This window comes from Nocardia fodinahabitans (assembly GCF_052983615.1).
Genome location: NZ_JBRJJC010000001.1, coordinates 1,894,351 through 1,914,861 on the forward strand (window position 1 = coordinate 1,894,351; position 20,511 = coordinate 1,914,861).

Consider the following 20,511-nt stretch of genomic DNA (forward strand, 5'->3'; position numbering starts at 1 on the left):
GGAGAGGCCGGTGGGCGATGCGGGAGCTGTTCGACGAGATCCTCGCACTGCTGGCCGAGCAGCCGGTGGCGCTGGCCAGGATCGTCGATCGGACCGGGGCCGGACCGCGCGACACCGGCACCGCGATGGCGGTCGCCGCCGACGGGCGGGTCATCGGGTCGCTGTCCGGCGGATGCGTCGAGGCCGCGGTCGTCACCACCGCGAACCAGGTCCTGCGCGACGGCCACGCGAGTACCGAACGCTTCGCCGCCGCCGACGAGTTCGCTGTCGGTCTTCCCTGCGGCGGCGAGATCGAGATCTTCGTCGAACGCCTCGACGCCACCGATGCCCCGCTGCTGCGCGCGCTCGTCGCCGCGCTCGCGGCGCACGAACCGGTCGCCTACGCGACCACCCTCGAATCCGCGCCGGATCGCCTGCTGCTGCGCCCCGGCCGCACCGAGCCGTGGCGCGACCTCGATCGGGACGCGGCCGCGCTCCTCGCCGCGGGCCACAACGGTCTCATCGGCGCCCAGGACTGCGCCCCGGCCGCCGCCACCCGCCCGCGCACCTTCGTCCAGGTCTTCCGCTCCCCCGCCCGCCTGATCCTGGCCGGAGCAAACGACTACACCCGGGCGCTCACCGTGGCGGCGGCTCCGCTCGGGTACCACGTCACCGTCGTCGACGCCCGCGAAACCTTCACCACTGCAGCACGTTTCCCCGCGGCCGACGCGGTGGTCGTCGACTGGCCGCACCGATACCTGGACGCGGAGCAGCGGGCGGGCCGGGTCGACGAGCGGACCGTGGTCTGCGTGCTCACCCACGACGCCAAGTTCGACGTCCCGATGCTGGCGAGCGCTCTGCGCCTGCCCGCCGTCGCCTTCGTCGGCGCGCTCGGCTCCCGCCGCGCCCATGCCGACCGCACCACGCGCCTGCGTGACGCGGGGCTCACCGAGGCCGAGATCGCCCGCGTCCGAAGCCCGCTCGGCCTCGACCTGGCCGCGCACACCCCCGAGGAGACCGCGATCTCCGTCCTGGCGCAGTTCCTCGCCGAGCGCGGCGGCGCTTCGGCCCGGCCACTCGCCGACCTCGACGGTCCGATCCACCGTAGCGGCTTCGACAGCGCATCATCATGATGTCATGATCACCGACACCTATTTGGCTGCTCTCGCCCGCGCGAACAAGGGACGCCTCGTCACTTTCGACAAGGGCTTGGCCGCGCAGCACCCCGATGTCTCGGACCTCTCGAGCGTCTGACCCACACCCGCTCGTCGCCCGCGAGACCCGCTCAGTTCCGCGGGCCGACGCACAGGGTGAAACCGTGCTCGGTATGGGTGAACAGCGTTGCCGGAATCCCCTCGCAGTCCTGCGCTCCGGTCGGCTGGTCCGGCGAACCGACCACCTTCCGCAACACCCGTCCCATCGCCGCCGGATCAGCACACGCGACCTTCTGCAGGCGAACCTCGTTGCCGAACCAGCCGACCTCCACTCGACCTACGCACTGCCCCGATGTCACCCGTTGCATGGATTCGTCGATGGCGATCTGATCGCGGAGGTACAGGAGGGCGCCAGATCTACATCGATCGCGGGTGCCGCGCCGCAGTGCCGACACCGGACACCGTCGTGCTGAAATCCGTCCGACACCGTTCTTCTTCTCCCGCAGCCTCATTCGCCAGAACCGACGAACAGTACGGATCCGTGCGGGCGCCCGCAACCCGGGCAGCGGACGGGCGCCCCGTCGAGGTGACGAGGCGCCCGGCGCGGTCGGAGATTACGCCGCGACCTGTTCGGGGCGCAGGGTTTTCATCGGGGGCCGGTCCTCGAGGGAGACCTCGGTGGAGTGGGCGATGAATTCGCCGCCGATCATCGGGAACTGGGTGAGGGCGGCGCCGGAGTCGATGACGCCGCTGCGGCCCAGCGCGGTGCCGAGGATCTGGCGGCTCATTACGCCGAGGTCGGCCAGCGGGCGGTTGCGGTGGGTGCGCACACCCAAGTTGACCTGGGTGATGGCGTCCATGCCCATCTGGTCGTAGGTGTCGAGCAGCAGGCCGATCTCGACACCGTAGCCGGGGGCGAACGGGACGGCGGTGAGCAGTTCGCGGGTGCCCGCGTACTCGCCGCCGAGGGGCTGCAGGACCTGGGACAGCTCGGGACGCAGGGCCGCCAGCAGCGGCCGGGCGACGAGCTCGGTGACGCGGCCGCCGCCGTGGGCGTCGACGGACTCGCCCTGGCGCAGCGGGCGGCGGTAGTAGGCCTTGGACAGGTGCGTGCCGGGCATGGTCAGCAGCGGGCCGAGCAGCTTGGGCACGAAGGCGGGGTCGGGGTCGATCAGGTCGGAGTCGACGAAAGCGATGAGATCGCCGGTGGTGCAGGCCAGCGAGCGCCACAGCACCTCGCCCTTGCCGGGAACCGGCTCGAGCTCGGGGACGGCTTCCTCGCGGGTGATCACCTCGGCGCCCGCCGCGCGAGCGCGCTCGGCGGTGGCATCGGTGGAGCCGGAGTCGAGCACGATCAGCTCGTCGACCAGCGTGCCGAACAGCGGCCGTATGCTGGCCACCACCTCGGCGACGGTGTCTTCCTCGTTCAGCGCGGGCAGCACCACCGAGACGGTGCGACCCGCCTTGGCGGCGACCAGTTCGCCGACCGTCCAGTCAGGGGTGTCCCAGGTGTGGGTAGTGGCCCAGGCGGGCTCGCGGTGTTGGATTTTCATGCCAGACCTCGCAGAGTTCGTGCGGGGGGCCGGATGCCCTGGATCGCGGCGATCATGTCCACCACCCGCCGGGTTTCGGCGACTTCGTGGACCCGGAAGATTCGAGCGCCCGCGGCGGCCGACCAAGCCGTCGCCGCCAATGTGCCCTCGACCCTTTCGGTCAGACCGACACCTAAAGTCTCCCCGATAAAATCCTTGTTGCTCAGTGCCATCAAGACTGGCCATCCGGTTTTTACAAGACCGTCGATTCCGCGCAACAACTCGAGCCCGTGATAGGTGTTCTTCCCGAAATCATGAGTGGGATCGATCACTATCCCATCGCGCCGAACTCCGGCAGCCGCCGCATTCTCGGCCGCGGCGACCACCGTCGCGGTCACCTCGGCGACCACATCGGCATAGCGGACTCGATGCGGGCGGGTGCGCGGAATCGCGCCGCCAGTGTGGCTGCAGACGATGCCGGCTCCCGTCTCGGCGGCCACATGCACCAGATCGGGGTCGGCACCTGCCCAGGTGTCGTTGACGAGGTCGGCTCCGGCCTCGACCGCGCTGCGGGCGACATCGCCGCGCCAGGTGTCCACACTGATCAACAGGTCCGGATATTTCGCGCGAATGGCCGCGACGAACGGCACCACCCGCTGCGTTTCCTCGGCCGCGTCGACCGTGACACCGGGGCCTGCCTTCACCCCGCCGATGTCGACCAGGTCGGCGCCTTCGTCGACCGCCCGCGCGACCCGGTCCATGGCGGCCTCGTCGCTGAACGTCGCGCCACGGTCGTAGAACGAATCGGGGGTGCGATTCACGATGGCCATGACCAGGGCCCGATCCGTCGCCACCGGCCGCCCACAGAACGTAGGGCTCGGGCTGTCCCGCCTCCCCGCGATTTCTGCCGACAGCTCGGAGCTGTCCCGCCACTCCGCGATTCCTGCCGACAGCTCGGAGCCGCTACTGCTGGTGTTCCGGGCAGGCGGTTGTTCGTGTGGTCGGGGTTCGGGCGTGCCCGACGAGTTACCCATGTTCATGCGAGATCAGACGTTACCTTGCTATCGCGGGGCCTGACCGGCGGCGACGTCGGCGGCGTAGCCGTCGTAGGCGGGTACGTAGCCGGTGGCCGGGCCGGACAGGACGTAGAGCTGGCTGTCACCGTCCGGTGCGTAGCCCTGTTTGCGCAGTTCCACCTTGCGGCTCTTGAACGTCGAGGTCTGTTCCAGTTCGGCCACCACCCGCACGAACAGCGGGATCGCGTACATCGGCAGGCGCTGGTAGACGGTCGCCGCCAGGGACTTGCCGTCGAATTCCGCGCCGGGGCGCAGGGTGACCGCGGCCATGCCCGCCTTGCCGTCGGTGCCGGGGATGTCGACGCCGTAGACGACGGCCTGTTCGATGTTGTCGTCGTGATCGAGCGCGCCCTCGACCTCCGTGGTCGCCACGTTCTCGCCCTTCCAGCGGAAGGTGTCGCCGAGCCGGTCGACGAAGGCGATGTGCCAGAAGTGCTGGTCGCGGACCAGGTCGCCGGTGTCGAACCAGCAGTCGCCCTTCTTGAAGCCGTCGCGGACCAGCTTGGACTCCGAGGCCCGCTTGTCGGTGTAGCCGTCGAAGGGCTGGCGGTCGTTCACCTTCGCCAGCAGCAGGCCGACGCCGCCCGACCGCACCCGGCGCAGCTTCCCGTCGCGCCCGCGCTTGGCCTTGCCGGTCTCGTCGTCGTATTCGACGACGGCGTAGGGCAGCGGGCACAGACCGGCGGTGCGGTCGAGGCCGAACGCGTTGACGAAGGCCAGCGGGGCCTCGCTGGACCCGTAGAACTCGACCACCCGGCCGATCCCGAACCGGCTGCGGAACTCGTCCCACAGCTCCGGCCGCAGGCCGTTGCCGACGGCCAGGCGCACCCGGTTGTTCCGCTCGGCCTGTCGCACCGGCTGGTTGATCAGGTAGCGGCACAGTTCGCCGATGTAGATGAACGCGGTCGCGCGCTCGCGGGCGATCTCGTCCCAGAAGCCCGAGGCCGAGAACTTGCGGCTGAGCACATACGTCGACTCGCCCGCCAGCACCGCCGACAGCGCGACCGTCAGCGCGTTGTTGTGGTACAGCGGCAGGCAGCAGTACAGACCGTCGTCGGCGCGCAGCCGCACGCCGAGACCACCGAGCCCGGCCATGCTCTTGGTCCAGCGATGATGGGTCATCACGCTGGCCTTGGGCAGGCCGGTGGTACCGGAGGTGAAGATCAGGAACGCCCGCTCGCCCGCGGTCACCTGCGCGCACACCGCGGGGTCGGCATCCGGTGCGGTGCGGGCGGATTCGGCCAGTTCCTCGGCGGCGAGGACGTGCTCGGCGGGTGCGGGCAGCGAGTCCAGCGCCGCATCGCACTCGGCGCCGACCACGGTGAGCACGCTGTCGAGCAGGCCGATGCTGTGCGCGAGCACCTGATCGCGCTGGTTGTAGTTGAGCAGGCCGACGGTGCCGCCGAGCTTGAGCACCGCGAGCACGGTGAACAGGGTCTCGGGCCGGTTGGTCATCAGCACCCCGACCACCTCGCCGCGGCGCACCCCGCGCGCGGACAGCACCGACGCGTACCGGTTGACCTCGCTGTTGGCGGCGCGATAGGTGTAGGAGCGGCCCTCGAACCGCAGGAACACCCGATCGGGCCTGCGATGCGCGACGCGCTGGAAGTACAGACCGATGGACGCTTTGTCCTTGGGCCCCACCAGCATTCCGCGCGCGTTGCGCAGCATCCCCGGCGCGTCGAGCGCCATGGCGGGCAGCGCCTTGGCGAGATCGAACACGCTGACAGTCGAGCGGGCGTCGTTGCTCACGTCGAATTCTCCTAGCCCTGAGCCGGTTCCAGCGCAGCGAAGGCGGCGGGCAGGTCGGCGGCCACGATGATGCGGTCGCGCGCCTGCTGCGTCACGATTCTGCGTTCGTACAGTTCATCGATCCAGCGGAAGAGCCCGCTGTAGAAGCCGTCGGCGTCCAGCACCACCACGGGTTTGGCGTGTTCGCCGAGGTAGCCGCCGGTCCAGGTCTCGAACAGTTCCTCGAGCGTGCCGACGCCGCCTGGCAGCGCGAGGAACGCGTCGGCGCGCGCCTCCATCAGCTGCTTGCGCTGGCGCATGGTGTCGGTGACGAGCAGTTCGTCGGCGTCGACATCGGCGACTTCCTTGTGCACCAGGTGTTTCGGGATCACCCCGATGGTGTGCGCCCCGCCCGCGCGGGCGGCGGTGGCGACCGCGCCCATCATCGACACGTGACCGCCGCCGGAGACCAGTTGCCAACCGCGCCGGGCGATCTCGGTGCCGACGCGGGCGGCCAGGCTGATCAGGTCGGGATCGGTGGTGCTGGCCGAGCAGTAGACGCAGACGGAATACGGCGCGCTCACCACTGGTCCTCGGTGCCGAGGCGCTCGATGTTCGCGTGATCGCCGGTCGCGCCCTGGATGATTCGCACGACCTCCTCGACACTGTCGGTGAGCTGGAGCAGGTCGAGGTCCTCCGGCGAGATCTTCCCCGAGCCGGCCAGCGAGTCGCGCAGCCAGTCGACCAGGCCGGACCAGTAGGCGGTGCCGAACAGGATGATCGGGAAACGGGTGATCTTGCGGGTCTGCACCAGCGTCATCGCCTCGAACAGCTCGTCGAGCGTGCCGAAACCGCCGGGCAGGCAGACGAAGGCCTGCGAGTACTTCACGAACATGGTCTTGCGGACGAAGAAGTACCGGAAGTTGATGCCGAGATCGACCCACTCGTTGAGGCCCTGCTCGAACGGCAGCTCGATGCCCAGCCCGATCGAGTAACCGCCCGCCTCCGAGGATCCGCGGTTGGCAGCCTCCATCGCGCCGGGCCCACCGCCGGTGATCACCGCGAAACCGGCCTCGGTGAGCGCGGCGCCGATCGCCGTGCCCGCCGCGTACTCGGGGTGATCCTTGGGCGTGCGCGCCGAACCGAACACGGTCACCGCGGGCGGCACCTCGGCGAGTGCGCCGAAGCCCTCGACGAACTCGGCCTGGATCCGCAGCACCCGCCACGGATCGGTGTGCACCCAGTCACTGTCCTGGCGGGTGTCGAGCAGATTCCGGTCGGCGGTCCGCACCCCCAGCTTGCGATCGCGTCGGAACATCACCGGCCCACGGAACTTCGCCGTCGATTTGACCTTCCCAGCCTGATCAGCGGAATCGGTAGACATACCCCCACGCTACTGGGTCGGGTCGAACACCAGTCGTCAGCGGGCTGACAGGTAGGTGCGCAGCATCGCGGTGACGGCGGTGATCTGGCTCAGCGGCACATGCTCGTCACGCTTGTGCGCGAGGTTGGGGTCGCCGGGGCCGAAGTTGACCGCGGGGATGCCGCGCGCCGCGAAGCGGGAGACGTCGGTCCAGCCGTACTTGGCGCGGACGCCGCCGCCACCGTGGGCGTTGACCGAGTCGATCAGGGTGCGCGCGGCGGGCGCGGTGAGGCCGGGCAGCGCGCCGGGCGAGGAGTCGGTCACCACGAACTCCACGTCGAGTCCGGCGAAGACCTCGCGCACGTGCGCGACGGCCTGTTCGACGGTCCGGTCGGGGGCGAAACGGAAGTTCACATCCACCTCCGCGACATCGGGCACCACATTGCCCGCGACCCCGCCGGAGACCCGCACGGCCGACAGGCCCTCGCGGTACACGCAGCCGTCGATGTCGACCTCGCGCGCCGCGTAGGCCGACAGCCGCGCCAGCACCGGCGCCAGCCCGTGGATGGCGTTCTCGCCCAGCCAGGCCCTGGCCGAGTGCGCGCGCACGCCGGACGTGGTCAGCCGGACCCGCAGCGTGCCCTGGCAGCCCGCCTCGATCCAGCCGCCGGAGGGCTCGCCCAGCACGGCCAGATCGCCGTCGAGCCACTCGGGTAGCTCGCGCTCGATGTGGCCGAGGCCGTTGAATTCCGCGGCGATCTCCTCGCCGTCGTAGAAGATCAGCGTCAGATCGTGGGCCGGGTCGGCGATGGTGGCCGCCAGGTGCAGGAACACCGCGTCGCCGGACTTCATGTCCACGGTGCCGCACCCGAACAGCACCGGCTCGCCGCCGACCTCGTCGGGGCGGCTGGGCACATTGTCGGCGATCGGCACGGTGTCGAGGTGACCGGCCAGGATCACCCGGGTCGGCAGCCCGCGATGGGTGCGCGCCAGCACCACGTTCCCGTGCCGCAGCACCTCGAACCCGGTGGTCTGCTCCCGTAATGCCTGCTCCACCAGATCCGCGATCTTGGCCTCGTCGCGCGACACGCTGGGAATGTCGACCAGGGCGGCGGTCAGCTGAACGGGGTCGGCATGCAAATCGAGAGTCACATCTCGACAGTAGTACGGACGCCGACTCGGCTCCCGGGTTCGCCGGCTCGCGCGTTCCCCGGACGGCCGATCGCCGCGCCCCCACAATCATTATCCGGGCGAATCAATGGCAAATATTACGATTGTTTGACGATGAAGCCCCTTGCGCGGCAGTGAAATTCCATCGCGCTAGCGTTCGTTCGCTGCCTTTTCCGGGCAGCCGAATTACGGAGGGATTCACACGAAATGAAGTTCGGAAAGATCACTACCGCTGCATTCCTGGCGATCACCGCGATGGGGATTACCGCGGCCACCGCCAACGGTCAGCCCGCCGTGGCGACCGAGCAGCCTGCCGTAGTGGCTTCGGGGGGCGCGACTTCCGGTACTACCCACGGGATCAACTACACGACCTCGGTGTCGCCCGCGGACAAGACCATCACCTGGGCGGTCGACAGCGGCCGGTTCGAGCTCGCCGCCGACGGCTCCGCCGTGCAGCTGCGGACCCAGGACGGCGTGACCGTCGACCAGGCGCCGCTGCGCTCCGAGGTCGCCGGGCTGCCGATCGCGGTCACCCCGCAGATCAGCGAGGACGGCCGCACCGTGAAGCTGGCGGCGACGATGACGCCGGAGGACACCGCCCAGCTGCAGAGCGTCGCGGGCGCGAAGGACATCAGCTCCTACGACCGGCTGATGGAGCAGGTCAACAAGAACCTGCCCGGCATCGTCATCGGCGCGCTCATCGGCGCGTTCATCCCGTTCCTGTGGCTGATCACCATCCCGGCCGGCGCGCTGATCGGCGGCTACGTGATGGGTGGCCAGGAGTTCCTGGACGCCGTGATCGCGTTCGCCACCGGCCAGCCCTGATCCGACGCGGTAGAACGCACGGGTGCGCGGACGATCGTCGTCCGCGCACCCGTGTTCGGTGTCCGGCCCCGGGGGTGGCCGACACAAAGCGTCGCGGACCCGGCAAAATGAACTCCGTGAGCATTCAGGGAGCAACTGCAGTCGGCATCGCGAACGTGACCGCGGACGGGACCGTCCTCGACACCTGGTACCCCAGCCCCGAGCTGGGCGAATTCACCGAGACCGGCTCCAAGCGCATCGACGCCGCCGAGGCGGGCGAGTTCGCCGAACTGCTCGGTGTCGACGCGGCGCGCGGCGTCGAGGTGATCGCGGTGCGCACCACGATCGCGGACCTGTCGGCCGCCCCGGTCGACGCGCACGATGTCTACCTGCGCCTGCACCTGCTCTCGCACCGCCTCGTGCAGCCGCACGGCCTGAGCCTCGACGGCCAGTTCGGCCTGCTCAGCAATGTGGTGTGGACCAACCACGGTCCGTGCGCGGTGGACGGCTTCGAGCAGACCCGGCTGAAGCTGCGTGCCCGCGGCCCGGTCACCGTGCTCAGCGTCGACAAGTTCCCCCGCCTGGTCGACTACGTGGTGCCCTCGGGCGTCCGGATCGGCGACGCCGACCGGGTCCGCCTCGGCGCGCACCTGGCCTCGGGGACGACCGTCATGCACGAGGGCTTCGTCAACTTCAACGCGGGCACCCTGGGTAACTCGATGGTCGAGGGCCGCATCTCGGCCGGCGTCGTCGTCGGCAACGGCACCGACGTGGGCGGCGGCGCGTCGATCATGGGCACCCTGTCCGGCGGCGGCACCCAGGTGATCTCGGTCGGCGAGCGCTCGCTGCTCGGCGCGAACTCCGGTCTGGGCATCTCGCTGGGCGACGACTGCGTGATCGAGGCGGGTCTCTACGTCACCGCGGGCACCAAGGTCACCGGCCCCGACGGCACCGTGGTCAAGGCCGCGACCCTGTCCGGCCGGCACAACCTGCTGTTCCGCCGCAACTCCACCACCGGCGCGGTCGAGGTCGTCCCGCGCAAGGGCACCGGCATCGAGCTCAACGCCGCGCTGCACGCCAACGACTGAGCGAAGCTCCCCGGCGGCCCCGTACTCGCGAGAGTGCGGGGCCGCTGTCGTTTCGGACACCAGATCGCGAAGCGCCCGATCGAGAGTGACGAGCGTCACCATCACAAGCACAAGCCCGCCGGCATCTCATGGTCGACCCAGATCTTTCCGGCAGGAGGCAGACGATGGACATCGTGGTGATCGGCGCGGGGTACGCGGGAACGGTGGCGGCGAATCGGTTGGCGAAGAAGGTGCCGGCGGCCCGGATCACCGTGGTCAACCCACGGCCCGATTTCGTCGAACGGGTGCGGCTGCACGAGCAGCTGGCCGGCACGGGCACGGCCGCGACCCCACTCGCCGACATGCTCGCCCCCACCATCGCGACCCGGGTGGCGGGCGCGGACAAGATCGGCGACGGCACCGTGACCCTCGACGACGGGACCGAACTCGACTTCGACCACCTGTTCGTCGCGGTCGGCAGCACGGCCGCGCCGCTACCCGGCACGATTCCGGTCGGCACCTGGGAGGGCGCCGAACAGGCACGCACGGCCCTGGCCGCGCTGCCCGCGGACGGGACCGTCACCGTCATCGGGGGTGGGCTCACCGGCATCGAGACCGCGGCGGAGATCGGCGAGGCCCGGCCGGATCTGCGAATCCGGTTGGTGGGGGCCGAGATCGGCGCGAGCCTGTCGGCGGGCGGGCAGCGGCGGGTACGACGCGGGCTGGACAGGCTGGGCGTGGAGATCGTCACCGACGCGGTCGAGGCGGTCGAGAACGGGACCGTACTGCTGCGCTCGGGCGAGGCCATCGAGTCGGACCTGACGCTGTGGGCGGTGGTGTCGGCCGTGCCCGACCTGGCCGCCCGCAGCGGGCTCGCGGTGGACGCCGGCGGCCGGGCGCTGGTCGACCCGTACCTGCGCAGCGTGACCGATCCGCGGGTGTTCGTCGTCGGTGACTGCGCCGCCGTACCCGGCGCGCGGATGGCCTGCGCGACCGCCGCTCCGCAGGGGGCGCACGCGGTGGATACGCTCGTGCGGATGATCGAGGAACGCGAGCCGCAGCCCTATTCGATGGGATACGGCGGCCAAGCGCTGAGCATCGGCAGGCGCGACGCCGTGGTCCAGTCCTCGCGCCGCGACGACAGCCCGCTGCCGATGTCGTTCGCGGGCCGCGGCGCGGCGTTCGTCAAGGAGCGCATCGTCCGGTACGCCGCGTGGGGCGCGCGCACCGGCAACAGTGTGTGGTTGAGCGGCCCGAAGCCGTGAACACCGAGCCCGAGCAGGTTTTCGCCGCGAACCGCAGGCTGCTGTTCTCCATCGCCTACGAGATCCTCGGCTCGGTCGTCGACGCCGAGGACGTGCTGCACGACAGCTACCTGCGCTGGCGCGAGGTCGACCACGCGAGCGTCGACAATCCGCGCGCTTACCTGGCCCAGATCGTCACCAGACAGGCGATCGGCGTGCTGCGCTCGGCCGCGCGCAGGCGCGAGGAGTACATCGGGCCGTGGCTGCCCGAGCCGCTGGCCGCGGAGTCCGAGGGCGGGGTCGAGCACGTGCTGACCGGCGAGGCGGTGACCACCGCGATGCTGCTCGTGCTGGAGACGTTGACACCGGTGCAGCGCGCGGTCTTCGTGCTGCGCGAGGTCTTCGCGTTCAGCTACGCCGAGATCGCCACGGCCGTCGGAAAGTCCGAAACCGCGGTGCGGCAACTCAATCAGCGCGCCAGGGATCGCGTGCACGAGAAGCGGCACACCGCGATCGCGACACCGGCCGAGGCGCAGTCGGTGGTCGAGCGGTTCTCGATCGCGGCGGCCACCGGCGATGTGCAGGCACTGATGGACGTGCTCGCGCCCGATGTGGTCTACATCGGCGACGGCGGCGGCGTGGTCAACGCGGTGCGCAGGCCGGTCCTCGGCCCGGACAAGGTGGCCCGGCTCGTCATCGGCCTGCTCGCGAAGGGCGGCCGGATGGGCGAGATCGGCGTGCGGGTCGGCGTCTTCAACGCCATGCCCGGCGTGGCCGTGACGATCGATGGCGTGCTCGACCAGGTGACCTCCATCGAGGTCACCGACGGTGTGATCACTGCGGTCTACTGTGTGCGCAATCCCGAAAAGCTCAGCGCGGTAAGAATTCCGGGGTGAAACCGAAGTCGATGACCCGGTTCGCGTGGATACGGATGAGCGCGTCGGGGCGCTCGGTGATGTAGGACTCGACCGCCCTCGACGCGGGCGCCCTCGCCCGCTACGCTCTCCAGATATACGGAACCGTATAACTGGAGGATCGTCATGGCACTTCCCCCTGGTCAACGCGCGGTCGAGGGCTTCCCGCGCTTCGGCACCCACCTGCACCACCCGCCGCCACCGATCCCCGCCGACCCGGGAATCGAGCTCGGCGGAGCGCTCACCGAGACCGTCACGCTCTCGTTGACCGAGCTCGCCGAGCTTCCCCGAACGGAGATGCTGGCCGACTTCCACTGCGTCGCAGGCTGGTCGGCGACCGGCCTGCGCTGGGCGGGCATCGGGTTCGAGACCTTCTACCGGCAGCGGGTCGAACCACTACTGCGCCCGGGCACACCGATCAGCCACGTCGTGTTCGCGGGGCTCGATGGATACCAGTCGATCGTGCTGCTCGACGACGTGCTGGCCGGCGACGTACTCATCGCCGACCGCCTCGACGGGCAGCCGCTCGACAGCGACCACGGCGCGCCGATCCGGCTGGTGAGCCCGAGCCAGTACGGCTTCGTCAATACGAAACACCTGTGCCGCATCGAGTTCCACGTCAGCGAGCCGCCCGACCCCGAACGGTTCTCCCCGCTCGCGGCCCACCGCAGGGCGCGGGTGTGGGCGGAGGAACGGCACCGCTATCTGCCCGGTCGCGCGGTGCGGCCCATCTACCACGCGCTGATAGGGCCGATCCGGAAGCTGAGCGCGCGCGGGAGCACGACGCGGCGGCGCTGAGTCAGCCGAGCAGCTTCTTCTGCACCTTGCCCATGGCGTTGCGCGGCAGCGCGTCGACGAACCGGACCTCGCGGGGTCGCTTGTGCGCCGAGACCTGGGCGCCCACGTGGGCGATCAGCTCGGTGCCGAGCTCGGCGGAACCACCGTCGCGCGGCACCACGAAGGCGACGATGCGCTGCCCCAGATCGTCGTCGGGCAGGCCGACCACGGCGACCTCCGCGACCGCCGGATGGCCGAGCAGCGCGGTCTCGATCTCGCCGGCGCCGATCCGGTAACCACCGGACTTGATGAGGTCGATCGACTCGCGTCCGACGATGCGATGGAATCCGCCTGCGTCGATGACGGCCACGTCGCCGGTGCGGAACCAGCCGTCCTCGGTCCAGTCCGCCGCGGTGGCGTCGGGGCGGTTGAGGTAGCCGTCGAACAGCATCGGCCCGCGCACCTGGAGCGCGCCGATGCTCTCGCCGTCGTGCGGGACCGCGGCGTCGGCTTCGTCGCGCAACCGGGTTTCCACCCCGCGCACGGGCGTGCCGACCCAGCCCGGCCTGCGCTCGCCATCGGCGCGGGTGGACAGCGTGATCATGGTTTCGCTCATGCCGTAGCGCTCCACCGGCGGCTGCCCGGTGAGCTCGGCCAGCTTCTCGAACACCGGCACCGGCAGCGGCGCGCTGCCCGACACCAGCAGGCGCGCCTTGCCCAATTGCCGTGCCAGGTCGGGCTGTTCGACGATCCGCGACCACACCGTCGGCACCCCGAAGTACAGGCTGCCACCCGCCGCCGCGTAGGCCTCCGGCGTCGGCTTGCCGGTATGGATCACCGGACTGCCGACCCGCAGCGGCCCGAGCAGGCCCAGGATCAGCCCGTGCACGTGGAACAGCGGAAGCCCGTGCACCAGGGTGTCTTTCCAGGTCCAGCCCCACGCCTCGGCGAGCGCGTCGAGACCGGCGGCGATGGCGCCGCGGCTGAGCATCACGCCCTTGGGCGCGCCGGTGGTCCCGGAGGTGTAGAGGATGAAGGCCGTCGACGCGGGATCGGGTTCGGGATAGGTGTGCCAGGACCGCGCGTGCAGCCGCACCGGCACCACCGGCAGCCCGGTGCCTTCGGGCGCCGCGCCGAGCCAGGCCTGCGCACCGGAATCCCGCAGGATGTGCTCGAGTTCGGCCGCGCCGGAATCGGGCGGCACCGGCACCACGGTCACCCCGGCGATCAGGCAGCCGACCACGGCGAGCACGGTGCGCACGGTCGGTTCGGCCAGCACCGCGACCCGGTCGGCGCGGGCGATCCGCTCGGCCACCGAGGTCGCCGCACCCAGCAGATCGGAGCGCGACAGAGTGGCATCATCGATGGTGACGGCGTCGGGGATGTCGGCACCGGCGGCGACGGCGATCGGATCGAGCGAGGCGAGCAGCAGCGGCGGACCGTAAGGCATCCGTCCACGCTAACGCGGCGAGGTTCGGCGCTCGCGCGCCGCCGGTCCGTTGACTCCCCGGCGACATGATGAGACATTCTCCATATAGTTCTCTCACCGATGAAGGGGTCAACGATGACCATCCTTGCTCGCGCACGTTCGGGTCGGACCGAACCGGCGGAATTCGACATCCGGGACTACGTCGACGGATCGACCGCATTCTGGGGCGCGACCGCCAATGTGATCATGCAACTCAGCCTGGCACCCGTCGGCTACGGCGTCACGGAATCCACCGTCCACAGCGGCAGCATCATGCGGCATCCGGTGAAACGAACACGGACCACCCTGACCTACCTGTCGGTGGCGCTGATGGGTAACGACGCCGATCGCGCCGCCTACCGGACCGCGATCAACGGCGCGCACAAGTACGTCCGCTCCACCGCGGACAGCCCGGTGCAGTACAACGCCTTCGACAAGAACCTGCAGCTGTGGGTGGCCGCCTGTCTGTACTGGGGCGCGGTCGACGTGATGGCCCGCATCTACGGCCCCACCGACGACGAGATCGCCGACACCTTCTACGAATACGCCCACCACCTCGGCGCCACCTTGCAGGTGCCGAGGCAGCTGTGGCCCGCCGATCGCGCCGCCTTCGACGCCTACTGGGCAGAGCATCTGCCCCAGACCCACATCGACGCCACGATCAAGGCCTACTTCGACGACCTGCTCGACCTGAAGATGATCAGCCCGGCCCTGCGGCTGCCGTTCGCCCGGTTCCACCGCTGGTACACCACCGGCCTGCTCCCCGGCCACCTGCGCGACGAGATGGGCATGACCTGGACCGAGCGCGACGAACGCACGCTCAACCGGCTGATGCGCGCCGGCGGCAAGGTGACGGGCCGGATGCCGCGCGTGATCCGCAACTTCCCGTTCAACCTCACCCTGGCCGACATGCGGCGCAGGCAGCGGCGGGGCAAGCCACTGATCTGAGGCTGCCTTTCGAGCAGGTCGAGGTGCCGATGGCCCGGCCCGACCAGCACTGTCACCACGCGGCTCGACCACGCCGCACGTCAGGTCGACCATCGGCATGCCCAACGACCTGGAACGCAGGTGAACTTCGGCGGCCGATCGCGGCGCCAGGGTTGCGCGAAGCGCGTCGATGAGCGCGCCTACTCAGTCCATGTGCGGGTAGCGGAAGTCGGTCGGCGGGACGAAGGTCTCCTTGAGTACGCGCGGGGCGACCCAGCGCAGCAGGTTCAGCGGGGAACCCGCCTTGTCGTCGGTGCCGGAGGCCCTGGCGCCGCCGAAGGGCTGCTGACCGACCACCGCGCCGGTGGGCTTGTCGTTGATGTAGAAGTTGCCCGCCGCGTAACGCAGGGCGGCGGCGGCCTTCTCGATCACCGCGCGGTCGCGGGCGAAGACCGCGCCGGTGAGCGCGTACGGCGAGGTCGAATCCACCTCGGCCAGCAGGACGCCGAAGGCGTCGGGCGCGTCGTCGTCGTAGACGTACACCGAGAGGATCGGCGCGAAGTATTCGGTGCGGAAGGCTTCGTCGTGTGGATCGTCGGCGATCAGCACCGTCGGGCGGACGAACCAGCCCACGCTGTCGTCGTAGGTGCCGCCCGCGGCGATGGTGACGCCCGCGTCCCTGGCGCGTTCGATGGCGGCCACCACCTTGTCGTAGGCGCGTTGATCGATCAGCGCCCCACCGAAATTCGCGAGATCGGCGACGTCGCCGTAGCTCAGCTCCTCGACGGTGGCCAGGAACTTCTCCCCCATCACCCGCCACAGCGAGCGCGGCACGTAGGCGCGGGAGGCGGCCGAGCACTTCTGGCCCTGATATTCGAAGGCGCCGCGAATCATGGCCGTGGACAACGCCTCCGGGTCGGCGGAGGGATGGGCCAGGATGAAGTCCTTGCCGCCGGTCTCCCCGACCAGACGTGGATAGGTGTGGTAGCCACCGATATTCGCGCCGACCCGCTGCCACAGGTACTGGAAGGTCCGGGTCGAGCCGGTGAAGTGGATACCGGCCAGGCGCGGATCCGACAGCGCGATCTCGGAGAGGCTCTTGCCGTCGCCGGTGACCAGGTTGATCACCCCGGGCGGTAGACCGGCCGCCACCAGGATCCGCATCGTGACCCAGGCCGCCAAGGTCTGGGTGGGCGCCGGCTTCCAGATCACCGTATTGCCCATCAGCGCGGGCGCGGTGGGCAGATTGCCCGCGATGGCACTGAAATTGAACGGGGTGATCGCGTAGACGAAGCCCTCCAGCGGCCGGTAGTCCATCCGGTTCCACACGCCGGGGCCCGACTGCGGCTGCCCCTCGAGGATCTGGCGCGCGTAGGCGACATTGAACCGCCAGAAGTCGACCAGCTCGCACGGCGCGTCGATCTCGGCCTGCACCGCCGACTTGGACTGCCCGAGCATGGTCGCCGCCGCCACGGTCTCGCGCCACGGTCCCGACATCAGATCGGCGGCCCGCAGGAAGACCGCGGCCCGCTCGTCGAAGGACATGTCCCGCCACTGCGGCGCCGCCAGCACCGCCGCCGCGATCGCGTCGTCGGCCTCCTCGTGCGTGGTGTCGGTATAGGTCCCCAGCACCAGCGACCGCCGATGCGGCGCCACGATGCCGTGCCGCTCACCGTCGCCGCCCCGCGTCTGCCCACCGATCACCAGCGGCACATCGACGCACTCCCCCGCGATCTCGGCCAGCCGCGCCCGCAGCCGCCCCCGCCCCGCCGTCCCCGGCGCATACGACTGCGCGGGCTCGTTCGCGGGCACCGGAACCACCGTGACAGCGTCCATACTCCGAGGCTATCGCCGCGCCTCCAAGATCGCCCGGATCAGACTGTCGCGCGGCGCGTAGCGGGCGCGCACGCCTACAGCGGCGCCCACAGGTACCAGTTGAGCTGGGTCGATTCGAACGAGCCGCCGGGCGCGGACACCTCGACGACGGCGGGCTGGCCGACTCCGTCGATCGCGCGGCGCACCGCGAGGGTGAAGGGCTCCCCGGCGCGCGGACGCCAGGCCGTGACGGTGGCGTTGGCGCCGACGGCGGCCCCACGGGTGGTGCTGGGGTCCGCCGTGGCGTGCCGGTCGAGATAGGCGTCCGCGTCGGCGGCGGTCGCGTACTCGGTGTACCAGGAGGTGACGCCCTGGGAGTCCGTGCAGGTGATCTGCCGGACCGGCACCGGATCACCGGGCTGCACGACCAGCGCGCCGGTGGCGAAACACTGGGAGTCGGACCAGCCGGTGGCGGTCGGGTCCTTGGGCAGCATCTGGGAGAAGTCGTTGTACAGATAGCGGTGCTCACCCCACGAGGCCACGGGCGGTGGCGCGATCCGGCTGGGCCGCACGAACTTCCAGTAGATCGCGCCGACCCCGACCACGCCGACACCCGCGACCATGCCGAGAACCAGCAGGGTGACCGCGAGCGCGCGCCAGCGCGAGGACACCGCTGTGCGTGGTGGGGCGGTCCGCGCACCCGGATGCGGGCCGTAGCCGCGCGGTGCCGCGTTCCAGCCGGGTCCTGCGGCGATCGGCGGCTGGGGCGCCGATGGCGCCACGAGCGTCGCCATCGAGCTCGGCTCCGGCCGTGTGCCCGGCCGCTGCGGCGCGGAGTGGCCGGGACCGGGCGTGCTCGCCTGCGCCGGCGCGCGTGTTGCGCCACCCAGCGCGGCCACCGCGGCCTGCGCGAATTCCGCACAGCTACCGAATCTTTCCGCCGGGTCCTTCGCCAGGGCGCGGGCGATCACCGCGTCGATCCCCGGGGGCAGTGTGGAGACGGTCGCGGACGCGCGCGGCACCGGCTTGCTCAGGTGGGCGGCGACCACCGCGCCGGGATTGTCGGCGGGGAACGGGCTTTCGCCGGTCAGCAGGGTGAACAGGGTGCAGCCCAGGGAGTACTGGTCGGAACGGTGGTCGACGGACGCGCCGGAGAGCTGCTCCGGGGAGGCGTAGGCGAGGGTCGCCAGGAAGGCTCCGGTGCGGGTGAGCTGGCGGGCGTCGCCACGTAGGCGGGCGATGCCGAAGTCGGTGAGCAGGACGCGGTCGCCGGTGCGTGCCGCGGCCAGCAAGATGTTGGCGGGCTTCACATCCCGGTGCAGGACGCCGCGCTCGTGGGCGTAGTCCAGCGCCTCGGCGGTCTGGGCGACGATGTCGATCGCGCGAGCGGGATCCACCGGCGCGCCGCGGAACACCGACGCGTCGGTGCCGTCGACGTACTGCATGGAGATCCACATCAGCCCGTCCTCGACGCCACGGTCGAGCACCGAGACGATGCCGGGATGGTCCAGGTGCGCCGACACATCGGCCTCGCGTTCGAACCGGCCGCGCACCTCCGGGTCCGAAGACAGTTCGCGATTCAGCAGTTTCAGCGCCACCTGGCGCGGCAACCGCGGATGCGCCGCCAGATAGACGGTCCCCATCCCGCCCCGCCCGAGCAACCGTTCGATCCGATATCCGGCGAACACCGTGCCCGCGCCGAATTCCACCCCGTGCATCCGTGACGAGCCTTTCGATCCCAAACTGCGCCGACTGCCGGACCCTAGCCGATCCGGCAGCCGGAACGCGAGATCAGCGCAGATCGTCGGCGATGATCCGCTCGATATTGCGCTCGGCCAGCGCGGTGATGGTGACGAACGGATTCACGCTGGTGTTGCCCGGGATCAACGCGCCGTCGATGACGTAGAGGCCCGGATAGCCGTGCAGGCGACCGTAGTTGTCGGTGGCCTCGTTGAGCACGCAACCACCCAGCGGGTGGTAGGTGAAGTCGTCACCCCAGGTCTTGTAGACACCGAACAGATCGGTCCGGTAGATCGTGCCTTCCTTCTTGTTGATCTTGTCGAAGATCCGCTTGGCCGCGTCGATCGAGGACTGGTTCCAGGCGGTCTGCCAGTTCAGATCCACCTTGCCGGTACCGGAGTTGAAGGTGAACTTGCCCCGGTTCGGGTTCTTCGTGATCGCCAGGTACAGGCTCACATACGTCTCGATGCCGGACGGGAACGGCGCGACCTCGGCGAAGGCCGGACCGCCCGCGTCGGCCCAGTTGTCGATGCCAAGGCACGGCATGGCCGACTGCAGACTGCCGGTGGCGTCCCACATGTGATTGGCCCGGCCGACCATGACATTGCCGTTGTTGCCCCACTTCTGCCCGACCGCGTCGGACAGATTGCGCAGCTGCCCTTTGGCTTTCATGGCGACCAGCAGCTTGCTGGTGCCGACGCTGCCCGCCGCGAAGAAGACCCGGTCCGCGACGACCTTCTTGGTGGCTGTGGTCTGGCCCTGCGTATCGATCACGGCCATCTCCACCTCGTAGCCGCTGCCGCTGGGCGTGACCGAGGTGACCATGTGCTGCGCGGCGATGGTCACCTTGCCGGTGCCGGTGGCCGCCGCCAGGTAGGTCTTGTCCAGCGAGCGCTTGCCCGCGTTGTTGCCGTAGATCACCTCGCCCGCGAGCGCGGACCGGCGCACCGTGTTCGCCTGCTCCTTCTTCATGTACTCGAAGTCGTAGACGTTGGGCACGAAAGTCCAGCCGAAACCGGATCTTTCGGCATGTTTGCGGCCCACCCGCGCGAACTGGTAGCACTCGGCCGACTCGAACCAGTTCTGGTCGATGGTGTTCACCCCGAGCGCGCTGTTGGCCCGCGGGTAGTAGGTGGCGTACATCTCGTCGGCGTTCACCGAGGGCAGGATGGCGCCGAAGTTCTCCCGCTTCGGCGTCACCGCCATGCCGCCGTTGACCAGCGACCCACCGCCGACACCGCGACCCTGGTAGACCCGGATGCCGCCGAAGCCCTCGGAATCGAGCACGCCGGTGTAGCGGTCGATGTCCTTGTTGTAGGACCCGCCCATGAAGTAGCCCACCGGCTGATCGGTGGTGTCACGCAGCCAGTAGGATCGGCCGTCGGGCTTCAGGACCGGGCAGAAGACGTCACCGTCGGGTCCGGGTTTCGTCCAGGACATGCCCATCTCGGCGACGAGGACGTCCACGCCGGCCTGGGCCAGGCGCAGCGCGGCGACCGAGCCGCCGTAGCCGCTGCCGATCACCAGGGCGGGCACCTTGTCGCCGTCGGCCGCGGGCGCCGCCGCGGCGACCGCGCGACTCGCCAGCGCGACCGCTCCTAGCGTGAAACCTGTTGCAGCTAGGAACCCGCGTCGCGACACACCTCCGGTGTATCGGTTCTGACCTGGCTTTTCATACAAGAATTCACGCACCGAGCGGCTCCTCATCGAGACTGCAATGAGAACCTGTTATACCGAGACTTGCACTGAA

18 protein-coding genes are annotated in these 20,511 nt (G+C 69.9%); 7 read left to right on the forward strand and 11 right to left on the reverse strand.

Annotated elements, in window-relative coordinates; translation table 11 throughout:
* Positions 1–17: 17 nt before the first annotated feature.
* Entirely contained in the window at positions 18–1,112 is a 1,095-nt protein-coding gene (locus NV348_RS08780; protein ID WP_447146582.1) for an XdhC family protein, read from the forward strand.
* Between the two features lie 152 nt (positions 1,113–1,264).
* Here the strand turns inward: NV348_RS08780 and NV348_RS08785 are convergent, their stop codons facing one another.
* The 7 genes from NV348_RS08785 to dapE all read right to left on the reverse strand — a co-directional run bounded on the left by NV348_RS08785 (position 1,265) and on the right by dapE (position 7,987).
* Positions 1,265–1,588 carry a hypothetical protein gene (locus NV348_RS08785; RefSeq protein WP_447146583.1) on the reverse strand — a complete coding sequence of 108 codons (324 nt, stop codon included), beginning with the start codon at positions 1,586–1,588 and terminating at the stop codon, positions 1,265–1,267.
* A 159-nt stretch (positions 1,589–1,747) separates the two neighbouring features.
* Entirely contained in the window at positions 1,748–2,686 is a 939-nt protein-coding gene (locus NV348_RS08790) for a glucosyl-3-phosphoglycerate synthase (protein ID WP_447146584.1), read from the reverse strand.
* Positions 2,683–3,567, reverse strand: a complete 885-nt coding sequence (gene folP, locus NV348_RS08795; RefSeq protein WP_447150985.1) for a dihydropteroate synthase — start codon at positions 3,565–3,567, stop codon at positions 2,683–2,685. Before folP ends, NV348_RS08790 begins: the two co-directional genes overlap by 4 nt.
* A gap of 159 nt (positions 3,568–3,726) precedes the next feature.
* On the reverse strand, positions 3,727–5,493 hold the full coding sequence (locus NV348_RS08800) for a long-chain-acyl-CoA synthetase (protein WP_447146585.1): 1,767 nt from the start codon (positions 5,491–5,493) through the stop codon (positions 3,727–3,729).
* Positions 5,494–5,504: 11 nt separating this feature from the next.
* The gene (locus tag NV348_RS08805; RefSeq protein WP_447146586.1) at positions 5,505–6,056 is read right to left on the reverse strand and encodes an LOG family protein; all 552 of its coding nucleotides are present in this window, start codon (positions 6,054–6,056) and stop codon (positions 5,505–5,507) included.
* Positions 6,053–6,856, reverse strand: a complete 804-nt coding sequence (locus NV348_RS08810; protein WP_447146587.1) for an LOG family protein — start codon at positions 6,854–6,856, stop codon at positions 6,053–6,055. Before NV348_RS08810 ends, NV348_RS08805 begins: the two co-directional genes overlap by 4 nt.
* A gap of 36 nt (positions 6,857–6,892) precedes the next feature.
* The gene (gene dapE, locus NV348_RS08815) at positions 6,893–7,987 is read right to left on the reverse strand and encodes a succinyl-diaminopimelate desuccinylase (RefSeq protein WP_447146588.1); all 1,095 of its coding nucleotides are present in this window, start codon (positions 7,985–7,987) and stop codon (positions 6,893–6,895) included.
* A gap of 225 nt (positions 7,988–8,212) precedes the next feature.
* Here dapE and NV348_RS08820 point away from each other — a divergent pair, with 225 nt between their 5' ends.
* From NV348_RS08820 to NV348_RS08840, 5 genes are all read left to right on the forward strand, one after another.
* A complete protein-coding gene (locus NV348_RS08820; RefSeq protein WP_447146589.1) occupies positions 8,213–8,830 on the forward strand; it encodes a DUF8020 domain-containing protein in 618 nt (205 codons plus the stop codon).
* A 116-nt stretch (positions 8,831–8,946) separates the two neighbouring features.
* Positions 8,947–9,897: a 2,3,4,5-tetrahydropyridine-2,6-dicarboxylate N-succinyltransferase gene (dapD, locus tag NV348_RS08825; RefSeq protein WP_447146590.1), complete on the forward strand. Its 951-nt coding sequence runs from the start codon at positions 8,947–8,949 to the stop codon at positions 9,895–9,897.
* Between the two features lie 164 nt (positions 9,898–10,061).
* The gene (locus NV348_RS08830; protein ID WP_447146591.1) at positions 10,062–11,141 is read left to right on the forward strand and encodes an NAD(P)/FAD-dependent oxidoreductase; all 1,080 of its coding nucleotides are present in this window, start codon (positions 10,062–10,064) and stop codon (positions 11,139–11,141) included.
* On the forward strand, positions 11,138–12,016 hold the full coding sequence (locus NV348_RS08835) for an RNA polymerase sigma-70 factor (RefSeq protein WP_447146592.1): 879 nt from the start codon (positions 11,138–11,140) through the stop codon (positions 12,014–12,016). Before NV348_RS08830 ends, NV348_RS08835 begins: the two co-directional genes overlap by 4 nt.
* 144 nt (positions 12,017–12,160) lie before the next feature.
* Positions 12,161–12,832 (forward strand): molybdopterin-dependent oxidoreductase, encoded by a 672-nt coding sequence (locus NV348_RS08840; protein ID WP_447146593.1) that lies wholly within the window; start codon positions 12,161–12,163, stop codon positions 12,830–12,832.
* Between the two features lies 1 nt (position 12,833).
* On the opposite strand, the gene NV348_RS08845 is transcribed toward NV348_RS08840, so the two are convergent.
* On the reverse strand, positions 12,834–14,261 hold the full coding sequence (locus NV348_RS08845) for an acyl-CoA synthetase (protein WP_447146594.1): 1,428 nt from the start codon (positions 14,259–14,261) through the stop codon (positions 12,834–12,836).
* A 114-nt stretch (positions 14,262–14,375) separates the two neighbouring features.
* Between NV348_RS08845 and NV348_RS08850 the strand changes: the two genes are divergently transcribed.
* The gene (locus tag NV348_RS08850; protein WP_447146595.1) at positions 14,376–15,227 is read left to right on the forward strand and encodes an oxygenase MpaB family protein; all 852 of its coding nucleotides are present in this window, start codon (positions 14,376–14,378) and stop codon (positions 15,225–15,227) included.
* 183 nt (positions 15,228–15,410) lie between these two features.
* Here NV348_RS08850 and pruA read toward each other — a convergent pair whose 3' ends face one another.
* The 3 genes from pruA to NV348_RS08865 all read right to left on the reverse strand — a co-directional run bounded on the left by pruA (position 15,411) and on the right by NV348_RS08865 (position 20,402).
* Positions 15,411–17,042, reverse strand: coding sequence for an L-glutamate gamma-semialdehyde dehydrogenase (gene pruA, locus NV348_RS08855; RefSeq protein ID WP_447146596.1), 1,632 nt, complete (start codon positions 17,040–17,042; stop codon positions 15,411–15,413).
* Between the two features lie 74 nt (positions 17,043–17,116).
* Positions 17,117–18,739 (reverse strand): serine/threonine-protein kinase, encoded by a 1,623-nt coding sequence (locus tag NV348_RS08860; RefSeq protein WP_447146597.1) that lies wholly within the window; start codon positions 18,737–18,739, stop codon positions 17,117–17,119.
* A 73-nt stretch (positions 18,740–18,812) separates the two neighbouring features.
* On the reverse strand, positions 18,813–20,402 hold the full coding sequence (locus NV348_RS08865; RefSeq protein ID WP_447146598.1) for a GMC oxidoreductase: 1,590 nt from the start codon (positions 20,400–20,402) through the stop codon (positions 18,813–18,815).
* Between the last annotated feature and the right edge of the window lie 109 nt (positions 20,403–20,511).